Annotated in this window: 17 protein-coding genes; 6 read left to right on the top strand and 11 right to left on the bottom strand. The window is 61.3% G+C overall.

Features of this window, described 5'->3' with window-relative positions; all coding sequences use genetic code 11:
* Nucleotides 1–306: 306 nt before the first annotated feature.
* From minE to NKI22_RS24470, 9 genes are all read right to left on the bottom strand, one after another.
* On the bottom strand, nt 307–579 hold the full coding sequence (gene minE / locus NKI22_RS24430; protein ID WP_023720709.1) for a cell division topological specificity factor MinE: 273 nt from the start codon (nt 577–579) through the stop codon (nt 307–309).
* Nucleotides 576–1391, bottom strand: a complete 816-nt coding sequence (gene minD, locus NKI22_RS24435) for a septum site-determining protein MinD (RefSeq protein ID WP_023720708.1) — start codon at nt 1389–1391, stop codon at nt 576–578. Before minD ends, minE begins: the two co-directional genes overlap by 4 nt.
* 19 nt (nt 1392–1410) lie before the next feature.
* Nucleotides 1411–2130, bottom strand: a complete 720-nt coding sequence (minC, locus tag NKI22_RS24440; RefSeq protein ID WP_031194495.1) for a septum site-determining protein MinC — start codon at nt 2128–2130, stop codon at nt 1411–1413.
* 233 nt (nt 2131–2363) lie between these two features.
* Nucleotides 2364–3365, bottom strand: coding sequence for a substrate-binding domain-containing protein (locus NKI22_RS24445; protein WP_031194494.1), 1002 nt, complete (start codon nt 3363–3365; stop codon nt 2364–2366).
* A gap of 107 nt (nt 3366–3472) precedes the next feature.
* Entirely contained in the window at nt 3473–4525 is a 1053-nt protein-coding gene (locus tag NKI22_RS24450) for an ABC transporter permease (RefSeq protein ID WP_352484056.1), read from the bottom strand.
* Entirely contained in the window at nt 4525–6042 is a 1518-nt protein-coding gene (locus NKI22_RS24455) for a sugar ABC transporter ATP-binding protein (RefSeq protein ID WP_352484055.1), read from the bottom strand. The genes NKI22_RS24450 and NKI22_RS24455 overlap by 1 nt, the downstream gene beginning before the upstream one ends.
* Nucleotides 6039–7037: a LacI family DNA-binding transcriptional regulator gene (locus tag NKI22_RS24460; RefSeq protein WP_352484067.1), complete on the bottom strand. Its 999-nt coding sequence runs from the start codon at nt 7035–7037 to the stop codon at nt 6039–6041. The genes NKI22_RS24455 and NKI22_RS24460 overlap by 4 nt, the downstream gene beginning before the upstream one ends.
* A gap of 258 nt (nt 7038–7295) precedes the next feature.
* Nucleotides 7296–8402, bottom strand: a complete 1107-nt coding sequence (locus tag NKI22_RS24465; protein ID WP_352484054.1) for a glycosyltransferase — start codon at nt 8400–8402, stop codon at nt 7296–7298.
* An 8-nt stretch (nt 8403–8410) separates the two neighbouring features.
* Nucleotides 8411–9961, bottom strand: a complete 1551-nt coding sequence (locus NKI22_RS24470; protein WP_352484053.1) for a GumC family protein — start codon at nt 9959–9961, stop codon at nt 8411–8413.
* A 325-nt stretch (nt 9962–10286) separates the two neighbouring features.
* On the opposite strand from NKI22_RS24470, the gene NKI22_RS24475 reads away from it, so the two are divergent.
* Together NKI22_RS24475 and NKI22_RS24480 are read left to right on the top strand one after the other, a co-directional pair.
* Entirely contained in the window at nt 10287–11354 is a 1068-nt protein-coding gene (locus NKI22_RS24475) for an acyltransferase family protein (protein WP_023720700.1), read from the top strand.
* 183 nt (nt 11355–11537) lie between these two features.
* Nucleotides 11538–12815 carry a VpsF family polysaccharide biosynthesis protein gene (locus tag NKI22_RS24480; protein WP_352548898.1) on the top strand — a complete coding sequence of 426 codons (1278 nt, stop codon included), beginning with the start codon at nt 11538–11540 and terminating at the stop codon, nt 12813–12815.
* 19 nt (nt 12816–12834) lie between these two features.
* Here NKI22_RS24480 and NKI22_RS24485 read toward each other — a convergent pair whose 3' ends face one another.
* Nucleotides 12835–14142: a glucosamine inositolphosphorylceramide transferase family protein gene (locus NKI22_RS24485; protein WP_352494486.1), complete on the bottom strand. Its 1308-nt coding sequence runs from the start codon at nt 14140–14142 to the stop codon at nt 12835–12837.
* 336 nt (nt 14143–14478) lie between these two features.
* Between NKI22_RS24485 and wecB the strand changes: the two genes are divergently transcribed.
* The 4 genes from wecB (at nt 14479) to NKI22_RS24505 (ending at nt 18438) form a co-directional block, all read left to right on the top strand.
* Nucleotides 14479–15633, top strand: a complete 1155-nt coding sequence (wecB, locus tag NKI22_RS24490) for a non-hydrolyzing UDP-N-acetylglucosamine 2-epimerase (protein WP_352484050.1) — start codon at nt 14479–14481, stop codon at nt 15631–15633.
* Nucleotides 15626–16957 (top strand): UDP-N-acetyl-D-mannosamine dehydrogenase, encoded by a 1332-nt coding sequence (gene wecC, locus NKI22_RS24495; RefSeq protein WP_023720695.1) that lies wholly within the window; start codon nt 15626–15628, stop codon nt 16955–16957. The genes wecB and wecC overlap by 8 nt, the downstream gene beginning before the upstream one ends.
* Complete coding sequence (locus NKI22_RS24500; RefSeq protein WP_023720694.1) at nt 16954–17757, top strand: WecB/TagA/CpsF family glycosyltransferase; 804 nt, start codon at nt 16954–16956, stop codon at nt 17755–17757. Before wecC ends, NKI22_RS24500 begins: the two co-directional genes overlap by 4 nt.
* Before the next feature lie 246 nt (nt 17758–18003).
* Entirely contained in the window at nt 18004–18438 is a 435-nt protein-coding gene (locus tag NKI22_RS24505; RefSeq protein ID WP_156948150.1) for a peptidase inhibitor family I36 protein, read from the top strand.
* A 48-nt stretch (nt 18439–18486) separates the two neighbouring features.
* On the opposite strand, the gene NKI22_RS24510 is transcribed toward NKI22_RS24505, so the two are convergent.
* On the bottom strand, nt 18487–19689 hold the full coding sequence (locus NKI22_RS24510; protein WP_031194491.1) for a helix-turn-helix transcriptional regulator: 1203 nt from the start codon (nt 19687–19689) through the stop codon (nt 18487–18489).
* Nucleotides 19690–19789: the final 100 nt, after the last annotated feature.

Below are 19789 nucleotides of genomic sequence, written 5' to 3' on the forward strand. Positions count from 1 at the left end.
CAACATTTATATTCTGCGGGTCAACAAGATGCTGTGACTGTGTGCATTGGCCGCCTGAGCACCGCCGTGTGGCCGCCGCGCCGCTAAACACGGGGGCTGCGCGGCGGACACGCCGACGTCACAGCTACTGCCACGCCATTTTTGCAGAACTTGACGCACACAACTTGGAAACGGCCGCGGGGTTTTGGTGAGGCGGTGGTTGCAGTGGTTATTGCGTGACTTGCCCGTGGCGACCGGGTCGAACACGCCAATCACGGCGCCGCAACCTCGGCAGCAGCCGACGCGAGCCCTGACTGGAGGATTCCGCTAGAACGCCGCGGCCATGGGCATTGCGATCTTGTTGGGGATCTGGATGTCGATCTCCAATCTCGACGTCGTTTCGCCGTGATCCATGCTCACCTGCAGGAAATCCTGGTCGACCTGAACATGCCGGGCGATCACCGCCATGATCTCCTCGCGCAACACGGAGACGAGATCGGGCTGGTTGCGGCTTCGACGCTCGTAAGCCAACAGCAGTTGCAAGCGCTCGCGCGCCACGGGCGCGCTGCCGCGGCGCTTGAAGATATCGAGCAGGTTCATGCTGCCCTCCTTCCCAACAGCCGGTCGAGGAGGCCCCTCCGCTCGAAAGGCAGAACGACCGGCAGGTCCTCGCCCTCGAGTCTTCTTGCCGCGTCGATATAGGCGCGTGCGGCGGGGTTGGTGTTTTCGCTGAGCGTAACCGGCGCGCCCACATTGGATGCGCGCAGCACGTCCTGGCTCTCGGGAATTATTCCCAGCAGAGGCGTGGACAGGATCTCGAGAACGTCATCAATGCTGAGCATCTCGCCGCGGGCAGCGCGGGCAGCGTCATAGCGCGTGACGAGGACGTGTTTGGCAATCGATTCACCTTGCTCGGCTTTCATCGTCCTGGAGTCGAGCAGGCCGATAATGCGATCGGAATCGCGGACCGAGCTCACTTCCGGGTTGGTCACGATTACCGCCTCGTCGGCAAAGCGCATGGCAAGTTGCGCGCCGCGCTCTATGCCGGCGGGGCTGTCGCAGAAGACGTAGTCGAAAACCGATCGCAGCTTGTCGATGACATCGGCGACGCCTTCCTCGGTGAGGGCATCCTTGTCGCGCGTTTGCGAGGCCGGCAGCAGGAACAGCGTGTCGAGCCGCTTGTCACGGATCAGCGCCTGCGAAAGCTTGGCAGTTCCCTGAATGACGTTGACGATATCGAAAACCACGCGCCGCTCGGCGCCCATGATCAGATCGAGATTGCGCAGGCCGACATCGAAGTCGACGAGGGCCACCCGCTTGCCGGTTTTCGCGACCGCCGCGCCGAGAGCGGCCGTCGAGGTCGTCTTGCCGACACCCCCTTTGCCGGATGTGACAACCACTACCTTGCCCATATTTGTGCCTCCAATGTTGTTAGTTGAGCGGTGCGACGCAAAGTGCGCCGTCCTCGAGAAAGGCCTGTACCGGCCTTCCTCGCGAGGAGGCGTCCATCTCCTCGGCGGTGCGGTACCAGCCGTCTACCGCCAGAAGTTCGGCTTCATTTTTCCGGCAAAAGATACGAGCCGCAGAATTTCCCGTGGCGCCGGCGAACGCACGCCCACGCAGCGTGCCGTAGACGTGGATCGACCCCCCGGCGATGATTTCGGAACCGGAACTGACGGAGCCGACAATGACCACATCGCCATCGGGGTGAAAGATCGACTGGCCGGAGCGGATCGGTGCCTTGATCATCAATGAGTTCGGCGCCTCCGGCTCTTCCGTCTTGGCCTCAGCGGCGGCTTTTGGGTCCGGCTGCACGTAAAGCGCGTCAGCGGTGGCCTCCTTGGCGCCAACGAGGAGCGGCGGCAGATCAGCATCGAGACCAACATTGCCGTCCGCCTCGATCGCGTAGATGCGAATCCCGCGCTCCGCGAGCTGTGAGACCAGATCTTCGATCTCGCCCGCCTCGGGCTTGAGCATATTCAGGTCGAGCACGACCGGGCGACCGGCAAAGAAGCCGGGAGAGTTTTCGGTCCAGTGATCCAGGCTTTGCAGCCATTCCCCCAACGGGGCCTCAGGGGTGAGGGTGAAGGCTACAAACGAGCGCGCTCGAAAGCGTATGGACTTGTTTTGGATGGGAGCGACGCAGGTCACAGAGGCGACTCCTTACTGATTGGTTAAGGCTAGCCCGGCATGGTTAACGAACAGTTAATGGCGGCCTTCCGAGGCTTCCATTCTTGCTGTTTCGGAGCGCACCGACGGTCGATCTGATTGGACCCTGGAGACCCTCGCCGTTGCCGAAGACCGGCCGATGGGCGGAAATGAGGCGTTGCGACGGTGCGGAGGTGCCATTCGACCTCCGCACCGCAATCGCCATGGCACTTTTGTCAGTTACCCATCATCTGCTTGGCGTTTTCCGGCGTGATCGCCGTCGTTGCAACTGTGACCGTCGGCTCGACGGATGTGGCGCAATCGAGAAGAACCGACTTTGCCATATCGATCGCCTCCTTGGCGCCCGTCGGATAAGTGAAGGTTGCAGCCCATTCGCCTTCGGCAACGGCCCGGATGCCGCCGGCAGGACCTGGCAATCCGTCGGTGCCGATGATCTTGATCTGCCCTTCCTTGCCGGCGCCCTTGGCGGCAAGGCGCGCTCCGGCGGCCATCATGTCGTTGCTGGCGTAGACCATCTTGATATCGGGATTGGCCTGCAGCATGGCTGCGAACGCCGTCTGTGCCTTGTCCGGCAGCCAGTCCGCCGCCTGCTCAGCGACGACCTTGATCTTGTCGTTCTCCTTGACGCCGTCCTTGAAGCCGTTGAGCCGTTCCACGGCAGGGGTCGAACTGGGCAGCCCTTCCAGAACGGCAACTTCACCGCCGTCAGGAAGCAGTTTCGTGGCGGTGTATTTGCCGGCTTCGAAGGCGATCTTGTAATTGTCGCCGCCAATAAAAGCCGTGTAGTCCTTGCCCGGATCGCCAACCGTCTTGCGGTCGAGCTCGATGACGGGGATGCCGGCCTCCATGGCCCGCTTCACCGCCGGCGTCAGCGGCGATGCTTCGAAGGGCGATATCAGCAGCAGGTCGACCTTCTGGGTGATGAAATTGTCGACCTGTGAGGTCTGGGTGTTCACGCTGCCGGCGCCATCGGCGATCTGCAAGGTGAACTGGGACACTGCCTTGGCGGCGGCGGTGAGTTCGTCATTGACGTGCTGGCGATACGGCTCGGCATTGTTGGCCTGAGAAAAGCCGATTACGAATTCGCCGGTCTTGGAGCAAGCCTTGACCAATGGTTCCGCAGCTTGAGCCCCTCCGGCGGCTGCGAGAAAGGTCCCGGCAAGCAGACACGTTTGCCAGGCCCTTTGTCTGCTATTGCGTGTGCTCCTGATAACCATGGTTGTTTCCTTCCTGTCGATGCCCTTGGCTCGACTGTTGGTTTGCTGAGCTTCACTCTCCCGACGCCGGGTAAGCTGGCGTTCAGGGGTCTTCCAATGTCGCCCACTTAACGGACCAGACCTTCGCGGCGACGGACGAGGGACTGAAGAACCGCCGCCAGGATGATGATCGCGGCTGTCGCGAGCAATTGCAGGGCGGGTGTGATGTTGTTGAGTTGCAGGACGTTGGCGAGCGCGCCGAGCATGATCGTGCCGGCGACCGTGCCGACCATCGATCCGGCTCCACCGAACAGGCTGGTACCGCCGATGACGACCGCGGCGATGGCGGTAAGTTCGTACCCGGCGCCGTCATTGGCACTGCCGAAGTTGAACTGCCCTGCATGGACGATGCCGGCGAGAGCGGCCGCGAAGCCGGTGATCGCATAGACGGTGATCTTGACGGCGGACACCGGAACGCCCGAGAGGCGCGCCGCCCGCTCATTGCCGCCGACGGCAAAGACATAGCGGCCAAAGCGGGTCGTGTTGAGAACCACTGTGGCGATCGCCGCAAAAGCGATGAAGACGATGGTTGCCACCGGCACCACATTGTTGAACAAGCGCTCGCCCAGAATGGCAAATACCGGAGGGGCAAGCCCGGGTCCGTCGCCATAGGAGATGTTGATGTACTCGTTGCCCGAGACGACCAGGGCCAGACCGCGCGCGGCCTGAAGGCCCGCGAGGGTGACGATGAAGGGCTCAAGGCGGAAGCGCGTCGAGATCGAGCCCTGAACGGCACCGAAGACCACGCCGGCAAGAAGCACGGCAAGAATCGTCGGCACGAGGCCAACACCGCCATTGATCATCATCGTAGCCGTGACGACACTGGCCAGGCCAAGCAAAGCGCCAACCGAGAGGTCGATCCCCGCAGTGATGATGACGAAAGTCATGCCGATCGCGATGATGCCGGTCTCGGACACGGCGCGTACGATGTTGGCGATGTTGTCCGGGGCGATGAACAGTATCTGTCCGTGCCGGCGCGGCGAGAAGATGATGCCGCCGATCACGACGACCACCAAGCCGATCAGGCTCTGGAAGCGGACGATGAGTGCAAGCGGATCGCGCCGCTTCTGAGCTGTCTTGCCGCTCGGCAGTTCGGTATCCGCCGTGCTGGTGTCGGACATCAGGAGGCCTTTCCGGTTGCGGCGGCAAGCACCGTGTGTTCATCGACGCCGCGCTCGAATTCCGCCACGTTGCGGCCCTCCCGAAGAACCACGATGCGATCGCATAGGCCAATCAGCTCAGGCATTTCGCTCGAGGCGACGAGTATGCCGAGGCCTTGCGATGCCAGATCGCGAAGCCTGGCATAGATTTCCGCCTTGGCGCCGACGTCGACGCCACGCGTCGGTTCATCCAGCAACAGCAGCCGCGGATTGCCGAGGATCTCCTTGGCGAGCACCACCTTCTGCTGGTTGCCGCCCGACAGCGCGCCGACCGGGATGGCCGCATTGCGCGGTCGTATGTCGAATTGGCCGAACGAGCGCGCCACAGCGGCTGCTTCGCGTGCAATCGACATGAAGCCGCGCGGTGAGATTCGTCGCAGCACCGACATGACCAGGTTGCGGCCGACCGTCGTACGCAGCATCAGTCCGCTTCCTCGCCTGTCGTCGGTGACGAAGGCGACGCCGGCCCTGCGCGCAGCTCTGATGGACTCGAGGCGCACCGGGCGATCGTCGACCTCGACGGTGCCGGCCCAACGGCCTGCCAGGCCGGTGCCATAGAGCGCGCTGAGCAACTCGGTACGGCCGGCACCCATGACGCCCGCCAGCCCGACAATTTCGCCCTCATGCACGTCGAGCGAAACGTTTTGGGGAACCTGCCAGCCGGCGCTGGCTCGAGCGGGATGGAAACGGGCGTCCTTGAGATGAAGGAGCCGGCGACCTACCGTGCGTGTGCGTTTCGGGTAAAGGTCCTCCAGAGGCCGGCCGACGAGAAGGCTGACCAGTTCGGCCTGTGGTGCGTCCGGGGCTGTCGTCCCGGCCACGCGGCCATCGCGCATCACCGTTACCCGGTCCGCAACTTGGGGAACCTCCTCAAGCCGATGCGAGATGTAGATGATGCCCACGCCGGTGGCACTGAGCTTGCGCATGATGGTGAAGAGCCTGTCCACCTCGCTGACCGTCAGGGCCGCCGTCGGCTCGTCCATGATCAGGACACGCGATGCATAGGACAGTGCCTTGACGATCGCCACGACCTGACGATGCCCGATCGACAGTTCGCCGACGGGCCGTTCGACATCGATGTCCAACTCGATGGCGGTCAGCCGGGTGCGGGCTTCTTCGCGCATCCTTGCGACATCGAGAAAACCGCCGGGCTTCACCAACTCGCGACCGAGGAAAAGATTGGCCGCGACATCGAGGCCAGGCACGAGATCGAGTTCCTGGAAGATCGTGGCGATGCCGGCGGCCTGCGCTTCGCGCGGATTGGCAAAATGCACCGGTGCGCCATCGATCGTGATCGTTCCTTCGTCAGGGGCGTGCACACCGGACAGGATGTTCATCAATGTCGACTTGCCAGCGCCGTTCTCGCCCAGCAGGGCATGGATCTCGCCCACGCGCAGTTCGAAATCGACGCCGCGCAAAGCGTGAACGCCACCGAAACGTTTAACGACGCCATTCATGGTCAGAAGCGGCGAAGTCATGCCGGTCTTCCGCAGGATGCGCGCAGGCGCAGCGTTGGCTCAAGGCGAACCGTGCGTCGTTGGCCATCTGGAAGTCCAATCCGCTCAATCAGCAACGCGGCTGCCTGCCGGCCCAAATCCTCGCAGGGCTGTTCGACCAGCGTCAGTCGCGGCTCGAAGTAATCGGCCCATTCGAAATCGTCGAAGCCGACCACCGATATGTCCCTGGGGACAGCGAGCCCTCGCTCACGGACCGCGCGCATCACGCCTATCGTCGACAGATTGTTGCCGGTCACCAGGGCAGTCGGAGGCACCAGCAGCGACAACAGCGCATGGGCGGCGGTGCTCGCACTGGCGGTGGTCGCGTTTCCCGTCACGACGTAGTCCGGCACAAACTCCAGGCCGTTGGCCTCCAGTGCCGCGCGAAATCCGTTCATGCGCTCCAGCGTGGTGGCAAATCCCCGCTGTCCGGCAACAAAACCGATGCGGCGATGTCCGAAGGACACGACGTGGTCGATCAGCGCGCGGATGGCCTCGAAATTCTCGACACCGACCTGATCAAAGCGATCGTCAGGTAGTCGGTCGATCAAGACGCAGGGCAGGGACCGTTCCGAGAGATATCGCAATGCAGCTTGCGGCGCGGCAGAGGGCGCCAGGATGATCCCGTCGACGCGTCGCTGGTGCAGTGCCTGGACGACAGCCAGTTCCTTGTCGGGATCGTCCTGCGTATCCGACAGGAACACCATGAGGCCAAGGCGCGCGCACTCGGTCTCGACGGCGCAGATGATGTCGCTGAAATAGGGGTTTGAGATCGCCGAAATCGCCAGGCCGACACTGCTCGTCGAGGCCAGCTTTAGCGAGCGTGCGACACTGTTGGGCATATAGCCGAGAGCAGCGATCGCCTCGCTCACCGATCTGGCAGTGGCCGGGGAGACATAGCGGGTTTGATTGACGACGTGTGAAACGGTCGACACCGACACGCCTGCCCTGCGAGCGACCTCGACGATCGTCGTCATCGCGGAGCTGTCGCGCTCGACGTGGTGACGGGCAAGCGCACGCACGCTCCTCCTCGAATCTTGCGTTTCCCAGTCTCACAATCTTTGAATCCGCCTGGGCGGCCGTTGTGACTTTCCGAAAGCTAGCGCCATCGAAACGTTTGCGCAACCGGTTTTCTGGCTTGATGTGACTTGCTTGCGCCGAAATCAGCCAGGACTTCCGTGCCGGCCATCAGCTGCGGCTGGATGCCACCGCGATCTGTTGGCCGGGCGCGACAACTAGAGCAAGGCTTCGTACCGATCGCCAATCGTGTCGACTGTGAAATCCGCCGCCCGGCTTTTCAGGACGGCAGCAGGGGTGGGGTGGTCCAGCATCTCGGCCATCGCCTTCGCCAGGGCTGCGGCGTCACCGACCGGCACCAAGGTGCCGAAACGGCCGTCACCGAGTATCTCGCGCGGGCCATGCGGAGCATCGGTGGAGATTACCGGGACACCGGCAGCCATGGCCTCGACCAACACGTTGCCAAAGCCTTCGCTGGTGGATGTAAGGACGAACAGATCGGCTGCGGCATAACAGGCTGCCGGATCGTTGACGTAGCCGGCAAAGAGCACTTCCCCGCCTATGCCGGTACCTTCGGCATAGGCGTGCAATTCGGCAGCCAGCGGACCTTCGCCGAAGATGACAAGCCGGGCAGGGCGGCCGGCGCGCAGGGCAGCGAAGGCCCGCAGCAAAGTCCGGTGGTCCTTGACCGGCACCAGGCGCCCGGCGGTGGCGATGACCGGGCCATATCCCATCGCTGCCAATTTTGCCTGCCAGGCATAGGAAGTCCCCTGCGGTGCTTCAGCCGGCGGCAGCGGGTTGCTGATGACCACGACCTTGGATTCGGGGAAGCCGCGGGCGATGATGTCACGGCCGACACCCGCCGAAACGGCGATGGCTTTGGTCGCGCGCGCTGCAACCAGCGCGGAAAGCCAGATCGCCAGCCTCGCGCCGAGGCCGCTCGCAGGCAGCGAGGCGGCGGCGTGGAAGCTTGGAAAGAATTTTGCGCGGCTTCTGGCCAACATGAGTGACAGCGCCATGACCAGATTGGCGAATTCCGGGGCACTATAGACCGCATCAGGATCAAGGCGGCGGAACAAATTTGCGCTTCGCACGATGCCTTTTAGCGTCGCCGACTTGGCGTAACCCTCGCCGCGCAAGAGAAGGCCGAAGTCGACCAGATGCACGGCGGCGGAGCGCAGCGCCGCGTTAGGCCCTTGCGCGTTCCAGGTAAAAAGCGTGACCTCGTGGCCACGCGACGCCATTTCATTTGCCATCAGGACGAAGACACGCTCGGCGCCGCCGCCTCGCAGGCTGGCGATGTGGAAAACGATGCGCTTCGCCATGCCTTGCTTCAGGCTCGGCTGGCAGCAAGGTCTGATCTGTTCGGCGGCCGGCGCATGTCGCGGATAATGCCCATGCCAATGGCCAGCAGCATGCCCAGGGCAAAGCCTGCGAACGCTCCTGCGCCTGCCACCAGGGCAGTGCGCGGGGGCCATGAGCGCCCTGGCGGGGGCACCGCGGTCGAAATCACCTGTACGTTTGTGGTGTCGATCTGCTCGCGCTCACTGATTTGGCGCGCACGTGACAGAAAGCTCTCATAGACCGCTCTCTTCGAGGCCGCATCGCGTTCAAGCTCACGCAGGGCGACTTCGGACTCGCTGTCGGTGAAAACGTTGCTCTTCAGATCGTTCATCCTGGCGTTGAGAGAGGCCAACGAGGCCCTGGCCTTGTCCAGGCTGGACTTTGCCGTTCCGACGGTGCGGGAGAACTCGGCTCGGAGTTGCGAGTTGACGGTCTCGAGCTCCGTCCTCAGCCTGACAATCGTCGGGTGGCGCGGACCGAAGGTCATCGACTGTGAGTCGATCTGCTGTCGCAGGCTGTTTGACCTGTCGCGCAGCGCCGCGAGCGCTTCCGAAACCGTGGGGTCGGGATTGGCCCCATTTATACCGGAGGCAACCAGGGCGTCGTAGCTTGCCTGCGCGGCGATCACGCGCGATTGCGCATCGACGATTTCGCCGTTGAGCTGCGTCATCGTCTGCGAACTGACGAGCTGGCCATTGCTGGAGGACAGGTTGTGGCTGCGCCTGTAGCTCTCGACCTTCTCTTCGGCTGCCTGGACGTCGCTCTTGAGTTGGCCAAGCCGGCTGTCGAGGGCAGCCGCGGCACGGCCGGCACCGGCAGCTTCGGCCTTGGCCAGTTCTTCCTGGAAGTTTTTGACTATGGCCTGCGAGATCAGGATCGCTTTGGCAGTGGTTTCCGCGGATACCGAGAGGGTTGTGACAAACGAGGTTGGGTCCGCAGCGGCGTTTACCCGGTCCGCCAGGTTCTTCAAGGCGATAAGCTTCGGGTCGGGCTTCGCCACCGCGCCAGACGTAGACGTGCTCCGGTCTGGATCGAAAAACTCTGGATCGTGAGTCAGATTCAGTTCGTCCACCACACGGGAAAGCACGTTGCCCGAGGTCAAGATGCGCTGCTTGCTGCGTGTGTTGAGCAGCTGGCTATCGACCTGGCCCGGTTGTGAGTAGAGGTCGTTTTCCACAACCTGCAAATTGGAGGGGTTGATGAGTACCTCTGTCGTGACGGTGTAACGCTGCTTGCTCAGCAATGCATAGGCGCCGCCGACAATGCCGCCGATTACCGCCAGCATGAACGCCAGGGCGAGACCGGCCCGCAGCCAGACGAACAGGCGTCGAAAATCGAGCTCGAGGAAATCGCCGATCTTGTCCAGGGTCACCGTCGCGACAGGCTCGGATGGTTGCGGCGTCACCGGTGCGGAGCTGCGCGCCGCGACTGGGTCATGCTGTTGCAGCATCGCCCTGCGCCGCGCATTGGCGATACGCTCGAACGCACTGTTATTGGAAGCCGTCGCGGAGATCGGGGGTGTGCCGGAACCGGCAGACATGGTGACAACCCTTGTTAAATCGTTACGCTTGGCCTGCTCTACAGAAACATCGTTAATATCTTATTTTCCAAGCTGGCCCATTTTGCCGTTCATCCCCCCTTCCGTCCGGCGGACGTTGAAGGGATTCGTTGCCCAGAATTTGGCGCGCATTCTTGCCGTCGCCCGATTTGCGTCCGCAACCGGTGAGTGATTTTCATGAAATCGGTAACGCGCACTTAACGGCGCGGTTGTATTGAAAAGATGGCAATGCCTTTTGAATGACATCTGAAGCACTGACCGCGACCTGCAGGATGGCGTCAGTCGCCTGCAATTGCAGGAGAGGAACGTGACGAAATTCTATTCGGTCCAGTATCTTCGCGCCTGCGCCGCTTTGTTGGTTCTGTTCGCGCACGCTTTTTCCTACCAGATCGGCATAGATAATCCGATTATCGTGACTGCGGGCCGCCTTGGTGTCATTCTGTTCTTCGTCATTAGCGGATTCATAATGGTCTATATTACGGGGAGCGGTCCCTTCTCTGCTCCAACCTTCCTGAAACGCCGAGCGATCCGGATCATCCCCCTCTACTGGCTTTTCACAAGCGTCGCCGCACTTCTGGCAGCTCTTGCACCAAGTCTCTTCCAGAAGACCGTCTTTACGTGGCCCCATTATCTCCAGTCGCTGTTCTTCGTTGTCCACCAAGCGCCCGAACGAGATGGCGTCAGCCCAATTTTGTCACTCGGCTGGACGCTCAATTATGAGGCCTATTTCTATATCGCATTCGCGGTGCTCGCATTCCTATCGGTGACCGCGCGCGCATTTGTGTTGACGGTCTTTTTCATTGCGATGTGGCTGGCCGGGCTGTTGATAGCTCCCACCAACCCTGTTCTCCAGTTCTATCTGAACGCTTCGCCGGTGGCCTTCGTCGTCGGCATGTGGATAGGCCGGCGCTATCTGGACGGCGGCTTTGCTTCCGACACACGCCATGTCTGGCTACTCGGCCCTATGGCCGCTGCAGGCGTGTTGCTTGCATTCGTCGATGACGGCACGCCGCTGATGAGCCAGATCAGCTTCGCGGGGCAGGTAATGTGGGCCGCCAGCCTGCTTCACCTTGGCCTCATTCTGGAACCGAAACTGAAGCACTGGAGCCTGCTCGAAGAGCTCGGCAACGCCTCCTACGCGCTTTACCTGTCGCATATCTTCGTGATCGGCGCCGTAGCCTACCTGGCCAGGCGCACCATCGGCTACGACCATCCGGCAACAGTGTTGCTGGTCTCGGTGGTCAGCATCGTGACTGCCTGCATAGCCAGCCTGGTGATCCACCAGATGATCGAGAAGCCGATTCTTCTCATTCTGAACGGCAGAAGGAAGGTTAGAGCCACATCGCTTCCTTACGCTGCCACGGGGAACAAATAAGGAGACCGTGCAAACGTCATCGAACTTAACGGTTGTGGCAAACGCATGGCCCGGCATATTTTGACAACACACACGCCGCATCCGTTCGGCAGTCTCTTGAATGGATCTCGTGGCCGGAATGCCGTTTGAATACCTTCACTTGGAGGGGCCATGAGCTATCCTGCTGCCGCATCGGAACGATTGTTGTCCAGCCAGGCGCGCCGTCAAAACGCGTTGTCGCTGCTGTTTTTCCTATGCGCCGCATTCGCGTTCCTGCTGCGCTTTACGGTGTCGCCGCAGGTGATGAACATGGTCGTCGACTATACGGCCCAGGGAGGCTCGTTCTACGAGAAGCTGCATTTCGGCACTTACGCGATCTTCCTGCTGCTTGCTGTCGTTCTTTTCAGCCGACCGTTTCTGCTGCAGGGCGACGAAATTGGAATATTCAAGGCGTTGATGCGCTATTCGGTGCTGATGTTCGCGCTGGTGCCTTATCTGTTCATTACCGGCCGTGCGGGCTCCTCCGGGTTCATCATCGATACCTATCTGGTGGCCGGCGCCACAGGCCTGTTGATGCTGGCATTAAACGCGGAGTCGCGGCGGGCGCTGGGCGACGTAGTGCTTGGAATGGCCATCCTGAGCGCCGTGATCGGCACTATCGAAGCGGTGACTCAACATCGATTCCTGCCTTACGGCATCAACGAACTGCAGTTCAGGCCGATCGGCCTAGCGGCCCATCCGCTGTCACTAGGCGCGCTCTGCGCCACAGTCATCGGATTCGTACCGCTGACGCGCTGGCGCATATGGGTGCGGGTGGTGGCGATTTTCGTATTGGTCGTCGGTTGTGCTGCATCGGGCGCTCGCGCCGCGCTTCTGCTCGCTGCCGGAGAAATCCTCATTCTGCTGCTGTTCGTGCCTTGGCCGGGCCTGTCGCTCAAGTATGAGCGGCAGGCCAAATTTGTCGTGCTGATGTTCACTATGACAGGCGGCGCGGTGCTTGTTGCGATGCTGTTTGCTGGCGGTCTGCTGAACCGGTTCAGCAACACCATTTTCGACCAAAATTTTATGGCGCGGGTGACGATCTACCAGGTGTTCGGACTTGTCAGCTGGAAAGACATCCTGTTTGGCATGAACGGCGACGAACTCCTGGCGATCGTCAACGAGAAGCTGCATCTGCCGTTCATCGAGAGCGCGCCGGTGGTCATCGTCATGCTCTTCGGCCTGCCCATAGCCGTGCTCTTTACGGTGCTGATATTCTGGTTCGTTTTTCGGCTGCTGCGCGGGGCGCCGCTGCCCGCATGGATAGGCATCATCACCTTCCTGCTTGCTGCGCTGTCGAACAACGCGCTCTCATCAAAATCGCCTGAAATCGCGATTATTGTGGTGTTGCTGCTTGCCTATAGGAAGCAGCCCGATAGAGGCCAGCTCGAGAGCATGCCTTCGGCCGCTGCATCCCACCCAAACCCGGCCGGGTCTCGTTAAGCACGGACCTCGGATCCGGTCAGCCGGCGCTATCCACGACCTCGACATCGCCGGCGCGATTGAGCGTGTGGATACCCGCCCGCGCCCATGCCGGCCCCGGATCGATTGGGCGGGGCAGTTCAAAACGGACGTCGAAATCATTAAGCCGATCCAGCCGCATCAACCCCAGGCCACCGCCATAGGCTCTCGAGCCGTTTTGCACCGGCAGCAGCAAGGCGTCGCCCTGACGGATGAAAGCGCCGCCCGGCCGAGTGGCCGAGTGATCGACGGCGACGGGATTGAGCGCATGCGCTACCCAAGGCCCACGCAGCGCCGTGGCGGAATAGACGGTCATCGTGTCCGACGCGCTGCCGTGACCGAACCGCTCCGTCCCCAGCAACCAGAAGCGGCCGTCGGATTCTAGCAGCGTGGCGTCGTTGAAATCCCTGTCCGCGATCAGCACCGTATCGCGTACCCAGCGATCCGGAAACTGCACGGCACGGTAGAGCACCAGTTCGCGTGCCGTAGCGCTTTCAGGAATCATGAAAATTTCGCCGGAGTGGGCGAACACCTGCGGATATGACAGGTGATGCGCTTCCTCCAGCACCAACCTCGGCACGCCGAAAACGCCGTCGTCGCCAAGTTCAGCGACGGAAATCACGCCGCGGCCGGTGGCGTAGGGGAACTCCTCGACAAAAAGATAGTGGCGGCCGTCGCGTTCGAGAACGAACGGATCGGCGTAGAATCGCTGCCCGTCATCGGCAAGCACGGTGAACGGCTTGCCATCCAGCTGTCCGGTTTCGGCGACGCCTGGACCGTCGATCAGCCGGTAAGCAACCTGCCAATAGAAGGGGCGCCGGCCACGTCGCAGTTTTTGCACGGCACGGTCGACCAATCCCCTGCCGAAAAAGGGCAGATAGTGCCGGATAAATCCGCCTTTCTGCAGGGGTGGCGCCGGGCTCTCGGCAATCGGCGCAAGTTTGCCCGTGGAAAAGCGGGCGACACATTGGGCAATCAGGGAGATCGCGCCGGCGAGCAGCTCGTTGCTGCTGCGGGACAGCCAGAGCCGATCGCTGATCATCGGCCGCGCCCTGGCGATGGCAACGCCGTCGAGGCGGGCGGTGAGTTCGGGTAGCCGCCCGCTCGCCAGTATCTCGGTCATGCCCGCGGCAAAGCTGCTGCGGCCACAAAATTCGAGCGTCAGGACAGGCGTGCCCCGTCGTGCGGCGGTAGCGGTGAGATCGACTATAAGGTCGGCGGGGCCGGTATCGCCGGACGGCAACGGCTCGGAACGGCTTGCCAGTGAGGGGCCGAAGCGCCGGCCCTCGAGCGCCAGCACATTATCCATCCCGCGCGCGTTGGCTTCAGGCGTCGGCGCGCGGCAACTCGAGACAACGTGTCCAGCCGCGCTCAACCGCACCAGAAGCTCATTTTCCCAGCGCCGGGATGCGTCGGCGTGGCCGATGATTAAAATATTAGTCAATCCAATATATTCTTTTTCAAGACTACTACCATAGACTATTTGTCAGCCCGACCTTTCACAAGAGTTAACCCGGGAGAACGCGGCCTTGGTTGTTAATCATATATTAAGAATTGAGATCACGAAGGCGTTTTCCGGCGCTATTATGGCTGTTGCGGACAATAGTCGGCATGTTTCGAGTGCTGCAGGCGGCCAGGATCAGCAATGAACGTCCTTTCACGTCCAAAACTGCCGTCCAGGCGGAAACTACTGATCGTGTTCGGCACGAGGCCGGAGGCGCTCAAATGCTTTCCGGTGGCGCGCGCCGCCCTTGCTCATCCAGGCTTCATCACCGAAATATGCATCACCGCCCAGCATCGCGAGATGGTCGACCAGGTTGTCGAACTGACCGGCCTGCCGGTGCATCACGATCTCAACATCATGCAACCCGGCCAGTCGCTGTTCGACGTGACCTCGCGCGTGCTCTTGGGCATGGCCGAGGTGCTGGACAAGGCGAAGCCCGATATCGTCATGGTACAGGGCGACACCACCACGGCGATGGCCGCGGCTCTGGCTGCCTTCTACAAGCGCATCCCGGTCGCTCATGTCGAAGCAGGATTGCGCAGCCACAACATCAACTCGCCGTTTCCTGAAGAACTGAATCGCAAGATTGCCGGCGACATCGCCACCTGGCATTTTGCGCCGACCGTTCAGGCGCGCGACAACCTCATCGCCGAAGGAAAAGCCGAAAGCACTATCTTCGTGACCGGTAACACCGTGATCGACACGCTGTTGCATTTTTCAAGCGCGATCGATGCCGACAGGTTGATGAACGCGAAGCTCGCCGCCCGTTTCCCCTTCCTCGACCCTACGAAGAAAATGATCCTCGTCACCGGCCATCGCCGCGAGAATTTCGACGGCGGCATCCAGCGCATCTGTACGGCGTTGAAAGGATTGGCGGCGCGCGGAGACGTGCAGATCGTCTACCCTGTCCATCCAAACCCCAATGTGCGCTCGGTGGTCAACGCAGAGCTGGAAGGCGTGCCGAACATCCATCTGGTCGAGCCGCAGGACTATCTGCCGTTCCTGTATCTGCAGAAGCAGAGCTATCTGGTGCTTACCGATAGCGGCGGCGTGCAGGAAGAAGCGCCTTCGCTCGGCAAGCCGGTGCTGGTGATGCGCGAGAATACCGAGCGACCCGAGGGGATCGTGGCCGGCACCGCCCGCCTCGTCGGCACCGATGTCGAGAAAATCCTGTTCAACGCCAATCGCCTGCTCGACGATCAGGCTGCCTATCGCGGCATGGCGGAACGACACAACCCATATGGCGATGGCCGGGCCAGTAACCGGATTGTTGAGGAACTGCTGCATCATGGCTGAAATCAAAACCGTTTCCGTAATCGGCATGGGCTATATCGGCCTGCCGACCTGCGCCATTTTCGCCAGCCGAGGGCTCGACGTCATTGGCGTCGATGTGAACGGAGCGGTCGTCGAGAAAGTCAATCGCGGCGAAATCCACATCGTCGAGCCGGACCTTGACGGCCTGATCCAGAAGGTCGTGGCGAACGGCAAGCTCAAGGCCTACAGCACGCCGCAGCCGGCGGATGCGTATATCATCGCCGTGCCGACCCCGATGACCCACGACCATAGGCCGGACGTGACCTACGTGCTGGCGGCGGCACGAAGCATCGCCCCGGTGCTGAAGCGGGGAGACCTTGTTGTGTTGGAATCGACATCGCCGGTCGGCACGACACGCATCATGAACGGGCTGCTTGCCGAGTTGCGGCCTGACCTCAAATTTCCTGTCCTGCATGGCGAAGACGCCGATGTGCTGGTCGCCTATTCGCCCGAGCGCGTGCTGCCGGGAAAGGTGCTGACCGAGCTGATCAATAACGATCGCTCGATCGGCGGATTGTCCCGCAAATCGTCGGAACGGACCGCGGCACTCTATTCAACCTTCGTCACCGGCGACCTGTTCATGACGACGGCCGAAAGCGCTGAGCTGGTGAAACTTACCGAGAACGCGTTCCGCGACGTCAACATCGCCTTCGCCAATGAGCTTGCCGCAGTGTGTCAGGACCTGTCGCTCAATGTCTGGGAAGTGATCGATCTCGCCAATCGGCACCCTCGCGTGAACATCCTCCAGCCGAGCCCGGGCGTTGGCGGTCACTGCATTGCGGTCGATCCATATTTTATCATCGACGCCGCACCCAACAGCACGCGGCTGATGGCTTCCGCACGCCGGATCAATTCCGAGCGGCCCATGTCGGTGGTCAGGGATATCGAGGCCTTGCTCGACCCCTCCCGCAAGCAAACGATCGCCTGTCTTGGCCTCAGCTTCAAAGCCAATATCGACGATTTGCGCGAGAGCCCGGCCGTCGAGGTGGTGAAGCTTCTGTCCGATAACCCCAATGTGAAGATCATTGCGGCTGAACCCAACACAAATGCGCTGCCGCATGAACTCGAGGGCAGGGGCATCGTGTTCACCGACGCACTTTCGGCCATCGACAAGTCCGATATCGTCGTCCTCCTGGTCGACCATCGGCAGTTCAATCTGGTAGACCCCGAAGCGCTCAAGGACAAGAAGCTCGTCGATACAAGGGGCCTATGGACCTGGCGCAAGGCACGCAAGCCCGACGCCCGTATCGAAGGCAAGAAACCAGAAGTCGCACAAGTGACGCTCGCAAGGGAGCAGGCTGCATGAACGCGCACGACCCGGCTTGGGCGCAGCATTCCCTGTTGGCATCACGGCGCCGGGAGTTCCTTGGCGCACCGATCCATGCGCTGACCATGGCCGAGACGCTGGCCATCGCCGACGAGGCGATGACCGTGCGGCGGCCGCTGCATCATGTGGTCGTGAATGTCGCCAAGCTGGTGACCATGCGCCAGAATGCCGAACTGCGCGAGGATGTTGCAGGGGCGGACGTGGTCAATGTCGACGGGATCGGCGTGCTTTGGGGCGCACGTCTGTGTGGCGTCGCGCTGCCCGAGCGGGTGGCGGGCGTCGACATCATGATCAATCTGCTGAGCCTCTGCGCGAAGCGTGGGTTCAGGCCCTATCTGCTGGGGGCCGAACAGCACGTTCTCGACGCAGTTGTAGCGAGACTTGCCAAGGACCATCCGAGCCTGGTCATAGCGGGGATGCGCAACGGCTATTTCAAGCCGGAGGATGAGGCCGGGATCGTCGCGGCGATCAACGCGTCGGGCGCCGACTGCCTGCTGGTGGCCATGCCGACACCGCGTAAGGAGCGATTTCTCAAGCGCTACCGCGACGAACTCGCCGCAAGCTTCGTGATGGGCGTGGGCGGCAGTTTCGATGTCTATGGCGGCAAGGTTGCCCGTGCGCCGAGGCTGATACAAGCAGCCGGCCTGGAGTGGCTGTTCCGCGTGGTCCAGGAGCCGCGACGCTTGTGGCGCCGCTACTACGACACCAACACTGCCTATGCCGGGCTGCTGTGCCGGGAGTTCTGGGAGCGTCGCTGGCGCCGAAACGCCGGTTTATGAGATCCGGCTGCCTCGACCAAACTTTTGCCTGAGATTGAGTTTCGCGCTCACGAGCCTGGGGCGCTGATCCAGTGCTTGCCGCTGGTCAACTGATGCTTCACGATGGGACGACGCCCGTCTCGAACGCGATATGCATTTCCAAGGTAACCGAGCACGCCGAGTTGGGCGTTCTCAGGAGCGTTCCTGGCCTGTCGGCTGCGGTTGCATCATTCATCTCATGACCGACAAGCGTAGAACGAACGTCCGATGCGCAAAGAACCGATCCATGAGACGGATGTTCGCCAACCAATGGCGAAAACAGAAAGGATATCGGTCATGGTTTCAAAACTGCATGTTGTCCTTGTTCTCACAGGCCTCGGACTCACCACCTCAAACGTTCTTGATGCGCAAGCTGCGGGGGCGCCAGAGCCAGGCGGGCCAAGAAGGCACGACTGCATTGGTTATGAACACCGGGATTTCGGTGGCGCAACCATTACTCAAAACGCCGGGAGGGGTTGGAGGTATGTAGGTGGCGGCTGGAACGATAAGATCTCGTCTTTCAGAATGAGGAACGGTTGCGGCATTCGCGCCTATCAGCATCGGGACTATCAAGGAGACAGCAAAGTGTTTCGCGGCAGCTACCGTTATGTCGGCGACCTGTGGAACGATCAGATCTCGTCATGGAAGTGCCAGTGCGACTGAGTGAAACATCAGTCAGACTTACTTCGGGGATAACGGCCGGGGTCTTCCTCAGCCGTGCCCTTCGCCGCTCAGCAGGATGCTGACCAGCTCCGCCTGGCGGCGCACGCCGGTTTTCTCAAAAATGTGGGTGAGATGCGTCCGAACAGTCGTCACTGAGACACCAAGCTGGGCAGCCACTGCATCACGCCCGCCTCCCTTAAGAACTTCCGCGGCCACATCGGCCTCGGCTTTGGTCAATCCAAACTGGCGGCGCATGTTCTCTTTTGTTTCGCCAGGCGGCACGTCAAAGGCTGCCCGGATCGGCGCCCCAATGAATATAGCCGCCGCCGCCTGAGGCTGCAGCCTTGCACGCTGCTGGCTGCCATTCATCGGCAGAACATGGGCGAAGATTGGCCGCGCTTCGGGTTCGGTTAAGCGGACGGCAAGGCCGGCCTTGCCGAGCATGACTTCGTTGTTGGCTGCAACGCGGATCGCCTTGCGCAGCTCATGCGCTGCCGCCGACGATTTCGCGCTGAGGACACCTCGTGTGCCTTGCACCGCCGCTCCGGTGCCAAACATGTGCTCCGCCGCGCGATTCGCGTGCAGAATGGTGGCTTTGTCGTCGGTCAGCACTACACCACAGCGGAGCGTATCGAGCACTTCGGCCATGCGCGCGCTTTCGACAGTGCGGGCGTCCAGCACATTGCTGATGGTGATCGCACGACGCAGGTGCGGGAGGAGAAGTGCCCCAATCTCAATTTCCCGATCAGTGATCGCGCCGTGCTGTTTGTGGCGTCCAATAACGAGTTCCGAGAAATGCGATGGGGTACGCATCAGGAATTGATGCATGACGTCGACAATGCCGAGCGGCTTCAGGCAGCGTTGGACGTATGGCGACCTCCGCAGGTAGTCGGGCGAGAGCTGCCGCGAGGCCACGTAAGGCTCGTTCACCGAGCATCCCTTAGCGAACCATTCCTCTAGCCGCGCATGGATTTCGGGAATATGCTTTTGTCTTTCCTCGAGCCCAAACCTATCCCAGCCTACGCTCTTGTCGATCAAGAGCCGGTTATGGCGGAGATCGTTAAGGGAGAGGATTGCGGATTCGCTTGACAGTGCCGCTGTGATTTCCGCCAACGTCTGCTCCCAGCGTGAGGGATCGAGCGCGCAGTCGTAAATGGCGCCAATCAGCGCCGGAAAGTAATCCGGCAATATCTGGCAGTCCTGAACCAGAATTCCAGGCTCGTTCTCTGCCGAAACGATGGAACTGCGCACGTTTCGTCCACTCCGCGATGAACGGCCGGGCAAGCCTTGGAAGACCAAAAATTTCCATTTCCGCAAGCCGCGGGATGTTGTTTGCAGATTTAGGAAAGAG

It is taken from the genome of Mesorhizobium sp. M0778, assembly GCF_040320105.1.
In the GTDB taxonomy this organism is placed as follows: Bacteria; Pseudomonadota; Alphaproteobacteria; order Rhizobiales; family Rhizobiaceae; genus Mesorhizobium.